The organism is Pseudonocardia lacus (assembly GCF_018531445.1).
Taxonomy (GTDB): domain Bacteria; phylum Actinomycetota; class Actinomycetes; order Mycobacteriales; family Pseudonocardiaceae; genus Pseudonocardia; species Pseudonocardia lacus.
Window position 1 is genome coordinate 1 of the sequence record NZ_JAHDTH010000204.1, and the last position, 15,324, is coordinate 15,324.

Genomic DNA, 15,324 nt, shown 5'->3' on the forward strand with positions numbered 1-15,324 from the left:
CCGACACCACGACGCCGGCCGGCGTGCCCGGCCCCGTCGCCCCGCCCGCCCCCGAGCCCGAGCCCCCGGCCGCCGAGGGCGAGGCCCCCGCCCGCGGGACCCCCGTCGTCCCCGAGGCCGTGCAGGAGTACCTCGACGCCAGCCGCGGCGGTGGCACTCCGCTGCCTCCCGCCACCCGCGAGACGTTCGAGACCGCCTACCGCCGCCCCCTCGACGACGTCCGCATCCACGACGACGGCGCCGCCGACGCCGCCGCCCGGGCCATCGACGCGCTGGCCTTCACCCGCGGCGCCGACGTCTACTTCCGCGCCGGCGCCTACGACCCGGTCACCCCGGCCGGCAAGCGCCTGCTCGCCCACGAGCTGGCCCACGTCGTCCAGCAGCGGCCGGGCGTGAACCGGGCCCCCGCCCCGGGCCTCGGCGCGGGGGTGGTGCGGCGCAAGGAGAAAAGCGGTTCGTCGGACAAGGAGCCCAAGGGGACGAAGGAGAGGGTCGAACGCACGAGTGGTCCTGTCGGAACGATCGACATCACCGCACCGCGGAAGAAGACGCTTGAGCTCGACAAGCTGAAGGTCCCGGAATTCAAGAGCGAGTTCTTCAAGAACAGCGTGAAGAGGGGTCACAAGCTCCAGTGGCGCAGGGGCGCCGAGGCACGAGAAGACAAGCAGCGCACCCTGTGGCTCACCAACACGGACAATCTCGCGGCTGCCAAGACGAGCTTCGGTCTCCGCACCGAGCAACTCGAGCCGGGCTCCAAGGAACCCTTCCGTCTGCAGAGTCACGCGACCACGAAGGCGAGCAACTATTACTACACCGGAAAGACCGCCGACATCGTCGCGGCTCTCGTCATCCCTCCGTGGAACCGTGAGGGGCAACACCGGATCTGGGAGGCCGATCACGGGCACGAATGGCAGGTGGGTGGCGAGGACGAGATAGAGAACCTCTGGCTGTTGCCGCGGAAGATCAACGACGACTCCGGCAAGCTCATCAAGAAAAGTCTCGAGGATCAGATCGACAACTTCCTCGAAGCGGCGAACAAGGAGCTGATCCGGCCGGTGAAGGGAGGGCACAGGGCATTGAAGTCTGGGTCATGGACTGTGACCTGGAAGGACGTGGAGGAGGACAACTCCATCAAGCTCGACAACACGGACTACTGGAAGCGCGAGGAGATCGGGAAGCCGTTCTTCATGAAGGGGTTGGATAAGCTGGACGCGAAGTCCGCTCCGCAGCTCGTGGGGACGTCCGACAAGCTGGCGATCTACTACAACAAGGCCGGGGGCCGGGTCGATCCCGTCAAGACCCAGGACAAGAAGAAGGGTACGACGGATCTGAAGGTCGGCGGCGGCACCACCTTCGCGGTCACGTGGACGCTCAAAGGACCCGCCGGTGAACCCGGTCCGAACAACCCTGATCAGCCGATCACAGGCAAGGTAGGCCACGTCGTCGGTGACGCCATTCGTACGAACAAGAAGGGCGATGTCGTCCAGTTCCTCTCCAAAGCTCTGAAGATGAACATCCTCGGCATGCCGGGTGTGGAGTGGGGTGGGTTCCTCGACATTGAGGCGCTGCGAGAACTGCGCGCGGAGAAACTGGCCGAGGCCAGCTTCGCCAGCCCGGTCGTGTTCGACGATCTGACCTTCGACCTCCAGCAGGGCTTGGGCGCCCGTGGCCGCATCCCCAAGCCGACTCTCAAGCTGCTGGAACGTACGGCCATCTTCGTCACGCTCAGCGGCGGGAACGTCGGTATCGAAGCCACGATCACCGGCGACGACCTCAACCTGCCCGGCCCGCTCAAGGTCCAGGGCGGCGCGCTCACGCTCACGGCGACGACCGGCGGGCTGGGCGTCGACGGCCGCATCGACTTCGAGATCGAGAAGCTGGCGAAGGGCTACCTCGCCGCGGGGGCGAAGGCGAAGGCGGGCCAGGCCGACTTCGAGCTGGACGGCGCGTTGCAGTTCGACACGGCGATGTTCACCAAGGCTGAGCTGGGCCTGTCGTACAAGGCGGGCAAGTGGGGTGTCCGCGGCGAGCTCGGCATCGGGCCGGGCAAGGTCACGGGCATCAAGAGCGCCTCCGCGCGGGTCGACGTCACTGACGAGACCGTCACCGCCGCCGGCGAGTTCGAGACCAGCCTCAAGGGCGTCGACAAGGGCACCCTCGGCTTCCTCTACAAGCCCGAGACCGGCATGGAGATCAGCGGCGAGATCCTCCTCGGCCAGGGCATCCCGGGGATCCGCGGCGGCAAGCTCGCGGCCACCGTCAAGGAGGGCCCCGAGGGCTGGTCGCTGGCCGGCGACGTCACCGCCGAGCCCGCCGTCCCCGGCCTCACCGGCACGGTCAAGGGCACCTACGCCGACGGCGCGTTCGGCGTCGAGGCCGACCTTGCCTACGAGCGCGGCCTGGCCAAGGGTACCGTCAAGGCCGGCCTGACCAACCGCACGCTCGGTCCGGACGGCCTGCCCACCGGCCCAATCGACAAGAGCGGCGCGCTTACCGCCTACGGCGGCGGCACCGTCACCCTCGCGATCACGCCGTGGCTGCAGGGCACGGTGGGGCTGCGGCTGACCCCGAAGGGCGAGATCGAGGTCACCGGTCGGGTCGAGCTGCCCGACCACTTCGACGTGTTCGAGGAGAAGAAGGTCGAGCGCAAGGTCCTCTCGATCGGGATCGACCTGCCGATCGTCGGGGTCGCGGTCGCGGGCCAGCGCATCGGCATCTTCGCGACGATCCGCGGCGGGCTCACGGCGAGCGCCGGCTTCGGCCCGGGGCAGCTGCGCGACGTCGCGCTGGCCGTCACCTACAACCCGGACCGGCCCGACGACACCCACGTCACCGGCGGTGGCTCGTTCGTCGTGCCCGCCCGCGCCGGGCTGCGGCTGCAGGTCGATGGCGGGCTCGGCGTGGGCATCCCGGTCGTCTCGGCGACCGCGGGCGTGTCGATCTACGGCGAGGTCGGGCTGGAGGGCGCCGCCTCGGCCGCGGCGGCGATCGACTGGACCCCGCGCACCGGCATCGTCCTCGACGCCCGCGGCGAGGTGTTCGTCGAGCCCAAGTTCCGGTTCGGGGTCGACGCCTTCGTCGACGTCACCGCGGACCTGTGGATCACCGAGATCGAGCTCTACCACCGCACCTGGAAGCTCGCCGCCTTCGAGTACGGCTCCAACCTGCGGTTCGGGCTGGCGTTCCCGCTGCACTACGAGTCGGGCAAGCCGTTCGACGTCTCGTTCGACCAGATCCAGTGGACCTACCCGCAGATCGATCCGAGCGATCTGCTCGGCGGCCTCATGAAGCAGCTCGTGGGATAGGAGGACAGGTGCTCACCGTCGAGAACGAGGCCACGGCGCTGGTGAACCGCGGCGGGCTCGCGCTGGCCCGCGGCGACGTCACCGAGGCCGACCGGTGCTACCGCGCGGCCGTCGCCGTGGACCCGACGCACGTCACGGCGCACGCCAACCTCGCCTACCTGCTCGCCGCGGCCGGCCGGCACGCCGAGGCGATCTCCGAGGCCGAGGTGGCCCTCGCCCACGATCCTCGCCGCAGCTCGGCATGGGCGCACCGCGGGATGGCGCAGGTCGCGAGCGGGCAGGTGGACGACGGGCTCGCCTCGCTGCACCGGGCCGTCCGGCTCGACCCCGGCCACCGGTTCGCCTGGGACGCCATCGGCCGCACGCTGCTCGCCCTGAACCGGCCCGAGGAGGCGGCGACGGCCTGGGCGTCGGCGTTGGAGGCGGACCCGGACGACGTGGACCTGCTCGTTGCCCACGCCGTCGCGCTGGCGGCGGCCGACCGCACGGGCGAGGCGCTGCGCGTGCTGCACCGCGCCACCGAGGAGGCGCCGCGGTCGGTCCGCGCCTGGGTGCAGCTCGGCGTGGTGGCGCTGCTGCGGCAGGACCACGGCACGGCGGGGGAGGCGCTGCTGACCGCGCTGGACCTCGACCCCGACGACCCCGACGCCCGCTTGCACCTCGCGTTGCTGCACGTGCTCGTCGGCGCCATCGACGAGGCCCGCGCCGCCCTGACCGGGCTCGTCGTGTCCGGCGCGCCGACGGCCGATCAGGCGCGAGCCCTGCTGGCCCGGCTCCCCGACGGGCCTGGTGACGCCGCGGGAACGGGCGGGTGACAGCGGCTTCCGACGATGGTCGCAGCCACCCGAGGAGGACCTCATGAACGAGTCAGCCCGCCCCTGCGACCCGGGTCCGCTAGACGACCTGGTGTGCCAGGCCAAGGGCATCGCGGCCCAGGCGGACTACAACAAGGACCAGCAGGCGGAGCTGGAGCAGGCCCGTCAGGACTTCGCGGGTGCGCGCTCGGCCTACAACATCGCCCGCCACGAGGCCGAGAAGGCGCTCGCGACCGGCCGCGACCAGCTCAACCGCATCTTCGCCAACCGCTGCAAGATCGACAAGTCGGACGCCAAGCGGCTGGACCGGGCCTGGCGGCGGGTGAAGGTCCGGCTGGAGGACTGCCGACCGCCGACCTGCTGCGTCGACTGCGAGTGCGACTGGGACGACGAGATCCGCAACGCCGACGAACCGGACGACATCGCCGCGCTGGTCGCCCGCATCCAGTGGCACATCGACCGGGCGAAGCGGTGCTTCGCCGAACTGCTCGACGAGACCCGGCCCACGCCGGCGCCGCCGACCACCCCGTCCACCCCGACCACGGACACCGCGGTCACCGCGGGCACGGCCGGATCGGTCGCGACGGCGAGCCGCGTCGGGGCCGCGGCGACCGCCGAGGCCGTCACGACCACCGCCACGCCCCCGGCGACCTCGGCCAACGGCCTGGCGGCGCGGGTCGCCCGCGTCCTCGCCGAGATCGCCGACATCGAGAAGCACGCCGAGCAGGGCGACTGGCCGGCGTCGAAGGTCTACGCGGCCGCGCTCGTCGCCCGCTGGCACCTCGCCACCGTGTACAAGGGCTTCGACGACGTCAACGAGTACGTCGACTGCCTGTGCCGGGCGCTGACCTGCCTCATCACCGGCCACGCCGCCGTCGCGCGGCTCAAGCGCAAGCAGGCGGTCAACAAGTGCCACAAGGACACGTGGGAGAAGGCGTGCGCCGCCCTCGACACGCACGCCGTCGACGAGGTGCTGGCCGAGTACCTGCGGATCTGCAGCGGTGGCTACGGAGGCGACGACGGCGACGACGGTCCCGACGACGACGGCTACGGCGACGACGGTGGCGGTGACGACGGTGGCGGGGACGACGGCGGTCACGGCCACGGCGGCGACCACGGCGGTCACGGTCACGGCGGTCACGGCGGTCACGGCCACGAGTACGACGGCGGGGACGACGAGCCCGGCCCGCCCTACGACGAACCGCCGACCCCGGAGCCGCCCACCTACGACGAGCGCCCGCCGCGCCGGTCCGCGCGGCCCGACGAGCGCCAGGAGGACGACCGCGGACGGGGCACGCCGCCCCGACGGCCCTACCGCGACGCCCGTGGCCGGTACCGGTCGCCCTGACGGCCGCCTCCACGATGGACGCGGGCCGCAACGGACCGGGCCGCAACGGACCGGGCCGCGACGAACCCGGCCGCGACGAACCCGGCCGCGACGAACCCGGCCGCGACGAACCCGGCCGGGAGCCGGACGGCGAGCCCGACGGCGACGGATCCACGGACCCGACGAACCTGGTCCGGCTCACCCCGGCCGAGAGGCCGGCACCCACGCTCACCGCGATGTGCTGCGTCCACGCCTACCGGGAGGCCTCGGGCCGGATCTGGTACCGCATCACCGTCACCCCGGACGTCACCCGGCCCGGCTCGGAGGTCACCTCGGTGCAGAGCCAGCTGTCGGCCGTGCTCGCCGACGTCCGAACGTTCCTGCGCGACGTCGACCGAACGGCGCCGACGTGACGACGCGTGCGCCGCTGTGACAGCTCGGTGACGCACCGGTTCTAGCGTCGGCCCTGCGGTTGTCGTCCACGGGGAGAGGAGGTCGGCATGGCGCTGCGGTCGACGGGAAGCGGTGGGGGATCGGGCACGGTGCTCCACCTGTTCGGCGGGCCGTACGTGACGGTCGACGGATGCCGCCGCGAGATCCCCGAGGGCAGCAAGCGCCTCCTCGTCCTCGTGGCGCTGCACCGGCGGCGCGTCGAACGCCGCCACGCCGCGGGGCTGTTGTGGCCGATCGGCAGCGACGAGCGCGCGGCCGGGAACCTCCGCTCCGCCCTGTGGCGCCTGCGGGGCGCCGGCATCGACCTGCTCGTCGTCGACCGGTGCTCGCTGCGGCTGCGCGCCGACGTCGCCGTGGACCTCGAGGCCACCAGCGACTGGGCCCGTCGGCTCGTCGCAGGAACGGCGGGGCCGGAGGACTGCACGCTGCCGCCGTCGTGGTCGGACGCCCTCGACCTGCTGCCCGGCTGGTACGACGACTGGGCGCTAGTCGAACGCGAACGCCTGCGCCAACGCGTGCTGCACGCCATGGAGGCGTTGTGCGGCCGGCTCGTCGACGTCGGCCGGTTCGGTGAGGCGGTCGAGGTGGCGATGGCGGCCGTCGCCGTCGATCCGCTGCGGGAGAGCGCGCAGCGCGCGCTCCTGCTCGCCCACCTGGCCGAGGGCAACACGGTGGAGGGCACGCGCTGCCTGCGGTCCTACCGGGAGCTGCTCCGCCGCGAGCTCGGCGTCGAGCCGACACCGGACCTCGCCACGCTCGTCCACGCCTCCGCGGCGCCTCGTCGGCCCACACCGGCCTCGGGCCGGCAGGTGGTCGCGGGCTGAGCTCGCGGGCATCGGCGTATCAGCGCCCGATTCGCGCTCCTCTCTTCTCCGGGGTCGGGGTAAGGGTGATGGGGAGCGGCCATGTCCGTGGATCTCGTCGATGTGCTTGCGCCCGAGGCGAAGTCGGCTCCGGCGCTGCACCTGGTCGGCGGTCCCTACGCCGTCGTGGACGGGGAGCGCCGGCAGCTGCCCGAAGGCGGCCGGCGGATCCTCGCGCTCGTCGCGCTGCGGCACAGCCGGTTAGAGCGGCGGGCCGTGGCCGGGGAACTGTGGCCCGTCGGCGGCGACCGCCGGGCGGCCGGCAACCTGCGGTCCGCTCTGTGGCGCCTGCGCTGTGCCGGGGTCGAGCTGCTGGAGGTCGACGGGGGCACGCTGGCCCTGCGCCCGGACACGACGGTCGACGTGCGGCTCGCGTCGGAGTGGGCGATGCGGCTGATCCAGGGCCGCCACCGCCCGACCGATCTGCACGGCACGGGCTGGCAGGCGGCGGCGATGGACCTGCTGCCCGGCTGGTACGACGACTGGCTCATGTTCGAGCGGGAGCGGTTACGGCAGCGCCTGCTGCACGGGCTGGAGGCGATGAGCCGCGTTCTCGTCGTCGCCGACCGCGCGGCGGAGGCCGTCGACGCCGCGCTGACCGCCGTGGCCGCCGATCCCCTCCGGGAGAGCGCCCAACAGGTGCTCGCCGAGGCCCATCTCGCCTGCGGCAACGTCGACGATTGCGTCCACGGCATCGAGCAGTACAGCGAGCTGCTCCGGTGCCAGCTCGGAGTGGTCCCAGGTCCGCGCCTGCTCGGGCTTCTCAAGAGGGTGCACACTCATCCGGCAACTGCACCTGCGGCACGTATCCGTCGCACGGTGGATCATCAACGGTGAGGAGGCAGTGAGATGCTCAGTGCCTCCTCGACGACCGGCGCGGCACAGGACGGCTCGTTCTCGCCATCAGCACAGGAGCACCTACCTCCTGCCACCGCACAAGACTCCATCGCGGGGATCGCGGGATCGACGACGTGCGTGGCGCGGCTTCGAGTTGGCTGATCATTTCGCCCGCTGATGGGCCGGCCGGCGGACAAAACCCCGATGACGAACGTGGACCCCATCTCGGGACAGCAGGTGCCGAGTTCGCCCGCGACGCATCGATGACGGCCAGGACGACTCGTCGTTGCCATGCGACTGATCTCGGTCGGACGTGACGATCGGGTTGGCCCGGTCACCGTTGCCGGTAGCGCGTGCGGGCGTCAATACGTAGTTCTTCCCCCTGTTCGTGGTGGACCGGACGCTCGATGCTCGTGCGCCCGGGGGCGCGCGATGACCTGCCCTCACCCACGTGGCGCGGCAGAGCGAGGTCCCCGACATGACGACAGCCCTCGGTGCGGGTCCGATGGCGGCGGTCGTCGACCTCGCGGTCCGGGGCGGGCGCTCGCCCGATCCACGGTTGGCCGAGACTGGCCGCCGCTGCCTGGCGCGGTTGCGCTCCCCGGTGCGCCTCGCGCTCGTCGGGCGTGTCTCGACCGGGAAGTCGACGCTGCTCAACGCGCTCCTCGGCAGCAAGGTGGCCCCGACGAACGGGCGGGAGTGCACGACGATCGTCTCGGTCTTCAGCCACGGCCCCTACACGACCGCGACCCTCGTCCCGCGGAGCGGGTCGACGCGCACGCCGGTGGTCCTTGAGAGGCACACGCGGCTGCCGGCGGAGTTCGACCGGCCGGCGTCAGAGATCGCCCACGTCGACATGACGATGCCGGTGCCCCTGCTGGAGGAGACGACCCTGATCGATACACCGGGCCTGGCCTCGGCGGAGTCGGGGAACTCGGCGGTGACTGAGCGCATGCTGCACGACACGGAGGAATCGGCCGCGCGGGCGGACGCACTCCTGTTCTGCGTCAACGGGCCGCTCAAGGAGGACGAGGCCGAGGCCGTGCGGGTGTTCGGAGCCGGCCGCGGCGCCCGGCGCCTCACCGGTGGGACGGCCGTCGGCATCCTCACCCGGGCCGACCAGATGGGCGATGACCCGCGCGCCTCGTGGAGCGCGGCGCCCGGCCTCGCCCGCGACATGGCCGCGCGCAACGCCGAGCTGTTCGCAGCCGTCGTGCCGGTGGTCGGGCTGCTCGCCGAGACTGCCATGACCGGGTCGCTGCGCGAGGCGCACGCCCGCGCCCTCGCCGCGCTGGCCGCCGCGTGGGACCCCGCCACCACCCGTGACGTGCTGACCAGCCCGCTGATGTTCGCCGAGGAGCCGGGGCCAGTCGACCGCCACCTGCGCGGTGAGCTGCTAGACCTGCTGGGCCAGCTCGGCGTGGGGGAGTTGCTCGACTGCATCCGCCGCGGTACGCGTCCCGACGCGGCCTCGTTGACCCAGGAGGCCGCCAACGCCTCCGGCATGGCCTCGGTGCTGACCCAGGTCCGGCAGTTGCTCGGCAGCCGGGCTGATGTGCTCAAGGCCGCCGGGGTGCTCGACGATCTCGTGGAGAGCGCCTACCTCGCGGGCGACCGCAGCCTCTACGACGACGCGCGGTCGATGCTCGACCGGCCCGAGCTGTTCCCCGTTCGGATGATCGCCGTGGCGCGGCAGCTGGCCGCGGGCGAGGTCCGCCCGCCGGCCGGGCTCGTCGAGCAGGCGTGGGCGGCCGTGCGGACCGGGCTGCCGCCGACCAGCAGGGCGGAGGCGGCCCGGGCCGCCGCCGAGTGGAAGCGATGGGCGCTGCTCACCGACGGCGCCGGACAGGGGCTGGCCCGCGCGATGGTGCGCGCATGGCAGCTGGCCGCCGAGGAGGGCGCACGATGAACGTGTCACGGTCCGCCACGGCCATCGGGGGTCTGGTCGCCCTCCTCGGGGGCACGGCCGTGTTCCTGGTCGCGTGGCTGATGGTGCCGGCCCTCGCCGGGCCGGCCCCGGCGACGACACCGCCCACCGCGCCGGCGAGCGCCCCAGAGCCCACCGACGAGTTCGCGCCCAAGTCGAACGAGGAGTCCACTGCCGCACCCACGGCCGAAGCGACGGCTGAACCCGTCGCGCAGAGCACCGTCGAGCCCGTCCCCGGGATCGTCGAGAGCCCGTGGGAGGTGCCGCTCGTGACGGGCGTGGCCGTGCTGACCGGGCTGCTCGCGTGCCTCGTCCCGCTGGCGTTCCTGCGCCGCACCGCCCGACCGGTGCCCGCCGCCGAGGTCGTGCCCCCGGCCCCCCCGCCACCGCCCGATCCGCGATTCGCTCAGCGGGAGAAGGCAGTGCGCGGCCTCGCCGACCTCATCGGGCAGCTCCCTCCGGAGTTCGCGTGGCAGGCGGTCAACGTGTTGGAGGCCGCTGGCGCCCGGCAGATCGTGGCCGACGGCCGCCCGTTCGACCCCGGCCTGCACCATGCGGTGGGCACGGAGGCGACCCCGGAGGCGAGCCTGCACGACACCGTGGCCCGGACGGTCCGGCCGGGGTGGGCCGACCGCGACCGCGTCGTCGCCCCCGCCCGGGTCGTGGTCTACGTCGCGCCCGCCCAGTCCGGTGTGCTGCCGTGACGGCGGTCGTGGGGCGGGTCGTATCGGCCGACGCGCTGCTCTTGGACCGCCTGCGGGAGCGGCTCGCCGCCGAGGCGCGCAAGGTCGCGCGCAACGACCTGGTCCGGCTGCTCGCGGACCTCCCGGCCGTCGACGATCCGCGACCGCTGCGCGTCCTAGTGGCCGGCGAGACGAAGCGCGGCAAGTCCACCCTGCTCAACACCCTGGTCGGGCGCCCGCTGCTGAGTCCGGTCGGCGTCGACGTCACGACGACGTGCTGGGTGGAGGTCGCCCACGGCCAGCGCGACGAGGCGGAAGTCGTGCTGGCCAACCCCGCGGCGCCGGGGGAGCCGACCCGCCGCCGCTGCGCGCTGGAGGACGTGCGGCGCTACGCCGCGCCCGCCGGGCTCGCCGACTCCGTGGTCGGGGTGCAGGTGCGGCTGCGGGCGCCGATCCTGCGGAACCTGACCATCGTCGACACGCCCGGGGTCGGCGGTCTAGAGGCCGGCCACGCCCGCACTACGCTCGCAGCCCTCCGCACGGCCGACGCGCTGCTGTTCGTCTGCGACTCCCGCCAGCCGGTGTCGGCCCCGGAGCTCGACTTCCTGGTCGAGGCGGCCCGGCGGGTGCCGACGGTCGTTGTCGCCGTGACGAAGTGCGACGTCAACCCCCGGTTCGACGACGTCGTCGAGGCGACCCGGCAGGTGGTCGAGGGCACGCCCGGGCTGGGGGCGGCCCCGGTGCTGCCCGTCGCCGCGCCACTGGCCGACCGCGCGACCGAGGTCCACGACGAGCGCCGGGCGCAGCGGATGCGGCAGATCTCGGGGATCGAGCGGCTCATGGACGCGCTGCACCGCCACGGCACCGCGGCCACGGCGGCGGTGCGGCTGGAGAACGCGGCGCTCGTGCTCGCCGAGGTGTGCCGCACGCTCCTGGCCCGTTCCGACGAGATCGTCGAGATCCTCGACGGCAACACGAGCCGGGAGGAGCGGCTGCGCCGCGACATCGCCGCGATGCGGGACGCCCTCGACGAGGCGCCGCGCTTCGGCGCGCTGGTCGAGCGCAGCCTCGCGCACCTGCACGCGGAACCGGCGGCCGCGTTCGACGCTCGAGTGGAGCAGTTGCGCAGCCGCTACTGCGCCGTCGCTGCGAGCGGCTCGGCCGCGCAGCTGGCCGACCTCGAGTCCCGCTACCTCGGCGAGGTGGCCGCGGCGGCTGTGGCGGCCATCGAGCAGACCGCCCGGGACGCCGCGGGGATCGTCGCCGACCTCGTGCAACGGCTCGGGGGTGCGGACCGCTGGCCGGTCACCTCCACCACCGCGCCCGCCGCCTTCTCGATCGGGCTCCAGCCGCCCGACGGCCCTACGGGCGGCGGCGGTACCGACCTGGTCGCGTCGGCGGAGCTGTTCACCGCGCTTGTGGAGGTCCTCGCCGGGTCCGTCGTCGTGGTGTCGGTGCTGACCGGGCCCGGGATCATCGCGGCCGGTATCGCGCTCGCTGCGGGAGCCAGCTGGCTGACGTCGCGGGCCGGCGACCAGGAGCGCCGCACGCGGCTCACCGAGTGGGTCGACCAGGTCGCCACCGAGGCGTGCGCGACGTTCCGCATCGAGGTTGGGAACCGGGTGCGCGACGCCGAGCGTCGAGTCGCCGCCGAGCTGCCGGCCTTGATCGCCGGACGCCGGCACGAGCTGAGCCGGCTGTCCGACGAGCTCGACGGTATCCGGTCGACCGGTCGAGACCTGCGGACCGAGCTGGCGCAGCGCCGCCGCGCCGCCGAGGGCCTGCGGGACGTCGAGCGCGAGGCCGCGGCGCTGGCGGCGCGGGCGCGGGCGGTGCGAGGTGCCTGAACCGCCACGCGGACCCGACCCCGACGGGTGGGTGCTGGCGGTCGACTACGGGACCACGAACACCGTCGCCGCCATCGGCGACGCCAACGGCGTGAGGACGCTGACCGTCGACGGCAAGACGGTGCTGCCGTCGGCGGTGCTGCTGGACGTGGGTTTCGGGCACGCCGACCGGTGGCTCGTCGGCGAGACCGCGATCAACATGGCGCGGCGGCGGATGGAGTGGTTCGAGTCCTCCCCGAAGCGATGGATTGCCGACGGATCGTTGTTTCTGGGCGACCGCGACGTGCCAGTGATGCAGGCCGTGGCGGCCGTCCTGAGGGTCGTGGTCGACGAGGCCGCGCAGCAGCAGGGCCGGCAGCCGCCCGCGGTGTTCGTCGTGACCCACCCGGCGAGCTGGCCAGAGTCGCGTGTCGCCGTGCTCCGGGAGGCGGCCCGCGTGGCGTCGGCGCACCGAGGCGGATGGCCCGCGGCGGTCGCGCTGGCCGAGCCGGTCGCCGCGGCCCGCCGGATGGTCGACGTCGTCGGGCTGCCCGAGCGCGCTCGGGTCGTGGTGCTGGACATGGGCGGCGGCACGACCGACGTGGCCGTGATCGACCTCACGCCCGATCCTGCGGGAGCGGCCGGTGGGTCGACCGTTGTCGGCCGACCCACCGGCATCGAGGACACCGGGGGTGAGGACTTCGACCTGCGGCTAGCCCGCCGGATGACCGAGGAGGCGGGGGCGCCGGGGCTCTACGACCGGCTTGCCGAGTCGTCGAACATCGACGACCGGGAGCGCGCGGTCGACATCCGCCGGACGGCCCGCCTGGTCAAGGAGCAGCTCTCCCGGCAGAGCACCGTCCCGTCGAGCCTGCCCAAGGCGCCTCCCGAGCTGCCCGCGGACACCCCGGTGCAGATCAGCCGCGACCAGCTGGAGGAGCTGATCCGGGGCGGGGCGGGGAACGAGCCCGGGCTCGCCGACGCCGTCGTCCTGGCGACGGACGCGCTGGCGGACGCGCCGCCGGGCGGGCCCCCGTTGGCCGGGGTCTACCTCGTCGGCGGGTCCTCGCGCATCCCGCTGCTAGGGACCCTGGTCCAGCAGCACACCAGCCGGCCGCCGATCACCGGTGGCGACCCGAGCACGGCCGTGGCCGACGGCGCGGCGCTGCACGCGCTGGAGCTCCGGACGCCAACGCCGCCCCCACCCCCGCCGCCGGACCGCGCCCGGGTGCTGCGCCTGGCGGCCCGCACCGCGGTCGCGGCGATGCTGGCGGCGGGTGCGCTAGTCGGCATCCTGACCCCCGGCGGGAACGGGTGCGCCGTCGCAGCGGCGGGATCGGAGTGCCCGTCGCCCACCATCACGAACCCGGTCCCCTCCACGGCGTCCCAGGGGCCCGATCCGACGCTGGCCGCCTGCCCGACCGCGGACGGCGTGGACTGCCGGGAGCGGATCCTCGCGAGGTCCCACGCGGCGTGGCCGATGCTCCCCGATGCCGGCTGCACGGTCCGCGACTCCTTGTACGGCCCCGACCGCTACGCGGCGGAGTGCCGTACCAGCACGACGACCTACTTGGTGTTCTGGCGCGCGTCGGGCTCGATCGTGGAGCCACTGGCCGGGCAGATGCAGATGCCCACGGTGGACGAGTTCGAGCTCTCGCAGGGCGCCGCGGCACTGGGGAGCCAGGTGAAGGGGACCCGGCCCACCGGGACCGGCACCCGCTTCACCTGCGCGTGGGAGTACCGGGACTTCCCCGTGACGATGGTCCTCGACGGCCCGAACGAGGACGCGACCCTCGCGCTCTGCGGCACGGCGACGTTCCTCGACGCCGCCGGCCTGCGCTCGGCGCTGGACAGCTGATGACGGGCACCGGTGGTGGCGGCGCCGGGCACCCGCCGAGCGCACCGGAGGTGGCGCGGTGATCGATCGACTGTTCCGGCGTGGTCCGGCGTCGGGCCTGCGGCCCGCTGCCATGATCGGCATGGTGCTGGTGCTGGTGCTGGCCTCCTCGGTGATCACCTGGCTGAGCACCCGCACCAGCGCCGACGCGCAGCCGGTGCAGCTGGAGGGGGCCGGCTCGCCCGGGGCGCTGCCCGCGTTCATCCCGAACGCCGGTGCACCCGCCGCGCCGCGCCCCGCGCTGCACACCGAGGGCCACGTGGTGTCCGGCGACACCCCCGGCCTCTACGGCGGCACCGAGACCAACGCATGCGACGTCGCCGCCATGCGCGCCTTCCTGGACGCGAACCCGGACCGGGCGGCGGCCTGGGCCGGTGCCCTGCTCATCGAACCGGGCCAGCTCGACGCGCTCTTCGGCTCGCTGACCCCGGTGACCCTGCAGACCGACACGGCGGTTACCAACTACGGCTTCGACAGCGGCGTCGCCACGCCGTTCCAGTCCGTACTGCAGGCCGGCACCGCCGTGCTGGTGGACGCCGTGGGCGTCCCCCGAGTCCGCTGCTACTGTGGCAACCCCCTGCAGCTCCCGGTCCAGCGGGTGGCAGTGCGCTACGAGGGCCCGCGGTGGGATGGCTTCGACGCGCAGTCGGTGACCGAGATCGCCTCGGCCGCGGAGCCCGTGCGAGAGTTCGTCATCGTGGAGCGCGACGAGGACGGCGAGGTCACCGAGGTGCTCAACCGACCGACGGCGTCGACCGGGGATCAGGACGTACCGGCCTCGGAGAACGTGGCCCGGTTCGTGGTCGCGAGCTACGCGCTCAACGTGGTGCCCGGCACGACCACCGCGCCTCCGGCGAGCGCCCCGTCGGCGCCGACGACGAAGCCCACCAGCCCGGCAACCACGACGCCGACCGTCGGCGCGCCGACGACCATCGCGGACGCCACGGCCACCGAGTCCCCGCCGGCCACCGAGTCCCCGCCGGCCACCGAGTCCCCGCCGGCCACCGAGTCCCCGCCGGCCACCGAGTCCCCGCCGGCCACCGAGCCTCCGCCGGCCACGACCGCGCCGCCCCCGCAGATCACCGAGCTGCCGGACACGGTGGGGCCGACGACCGCGTTGGGCGCGACCCGGCAGACGGCTGGGCCCACGTCGGAGACCGCGGAGGAGACCGCACCGCCCACCACGACCTGATCGACGGTGGGTGCAGGCTCGCCGCTCTCCCCCCATGGAGGGAAGGGCTGGGGTGGAGTGTGCCGCTCACGCGGCCTGATGCGATGAAGGAGCGGGGCCTCCGCTCCTCGTGACCCTCGGCTCATGCTCGAGGTGTGCACGCCATCGATTCGAGGAGGCCCCTGTGAGCGGAGCATACGAGGGACGCCAGATCGTCGGG

11 protein-coding genes are annotated in these 15,324 nt (G+C 73.5%); all 11 read left to right on the forward strand.

What is annotated here, in order from left to right:
* Positions 1–23 precede the first annotated feature (23 nt).
* The 11 genes from KIK08_RS31355 to KIK08_RS31405 all read left to right on the forward strand — a co-directional run bounded on the left by KIK08_RS31355 (position 24) and on the right by KIK08_RS31405 (position 15,125).
* Entirely contained in the window at positions 24–3,305 is a 3,282-nt protein-coding gene (locus KIK08_RS31355; RefSeq protein WP_214406929.1) for an eCIS core domain-containing protein, read from the forward strand.
* Between the two features lie 8 nt (positions 3,306–3,313).
* Positions 3,314–4,120, forward strand: a complete 807-nt coding sequence (locus KIK08_RS31360) for a tetratricopeptide repeat protein (RefSeq protein ID WP_214406930.1) — start codon at positions 3,314–3,316, stop codon at positions 4,118–4,120.
* A 43-nt stretch (positions 4,121–4,163) separates the two neighbouring features.
* Entirely contained in the window at positions 4,164–5,468 is a 1,305-nt protein-coding gene (locus KIK08_RS31365; RefSeq protein WP_214406931.1) for a hypothetical protein, read from the forward strand.
* A gap of 14 nt (positions 5,469–5,482) precedes the next feature.
* Complete coding sequence (locus KIK08_RS31370; protein ID WP_214406932.1) at positions 5,483–5,860, forward strand: hypothetical protein; 378 nt, start codon at positions 5,483–5,485, stop codon at positions 5,858–5,860.
* 87 nt (positions 5,861–5,947) lie between these two features.
* Entirely contained in the window at positions 5,948–6,724 is a 777-nt protein-coding gene (locus KIK08_RS31375) for an AfsR/SARP family transcriptional regulator (RefSeq protein WP_214406933.1), read from the forward strand.
* 81 nt (positions 6,725–6,805) lie between these two features.
* On the forward strand, positions 6,806–7,600 hold the full coding sequence (locus tag KIK08_RS31380; RefSeq protein ID WP_214406934.1) for an AfsR/SARP family transcriptional regulator: 795 nt from the start codon (positions 6,806–6,808) through the stop codon (positions 7,598–7,600).
* Between the two features lie 478 nt (positions 7,601–8,078).
* Positions 8,079–9,509, forward strand: a complete 1,431-nt coding sequence (locus KIK08_RS31385) for a dynamin family protein (protein WP_214406935.1) — start codon at positions 8,079–8,081, stop codon at positions 9,507–9,509.
* Positions 9,506–10,231, forward strand: a complete 726-nt coding sequence (gene grpE / locus KIK08_RS31390; protein ID WP_214406936.1) for a nucleotide exchange factor GrpE — start codon at positions 9,506–9,508, stop codon at positions 10,229–10,231. The genes KIK08_RS31385 and grpE overlap by 4 nt, the downstream gene beginning before the upstream one ends.
* Positions 10,228–12,057, forward strand: coding sequence for a dynamin family protein (locus KIK08_RS31395; protein WP_214406937.1), 1,830 nt, complete (start codon positions 10,228–10,230; stop codon positions 12,055–12,057). Before grpE ends, KIK08_RS31395 begins: the two co-directional genes overlap by 4 nt.
* Positions 12,050–13,894 (forward strand): Hsp70 family protein, encoded by a 1,845-nt coding sequence (locus tag KIK08_RS31400; protein WP_214406938.1) that lies wholly within the window; start codon positions 12,050–12,052, stop codon positions 13,892–13,894. The genes KIK08_RS31395 and KIK08_RS31400 overlap by 8 nt, the downstream gene beginning before the upstream one ends.
* A 58-nt stretch (positions 13,895–13,952) precedes the next feature.
* Positions 13,953–15,125 (forward strand): DUF6777 domain-containing protein, encoded by a 1,173-nt coding sequence (locus KIK08_RS31405; RefSeq protein WP_214406939.1) that lies wholly within the window; start codon positions 13,953–13,955, stop codon positions 15,123–15,125.
* The last annotated feature ends 199 nt before the right edge of the window (positions 15,126–15,324 follow it).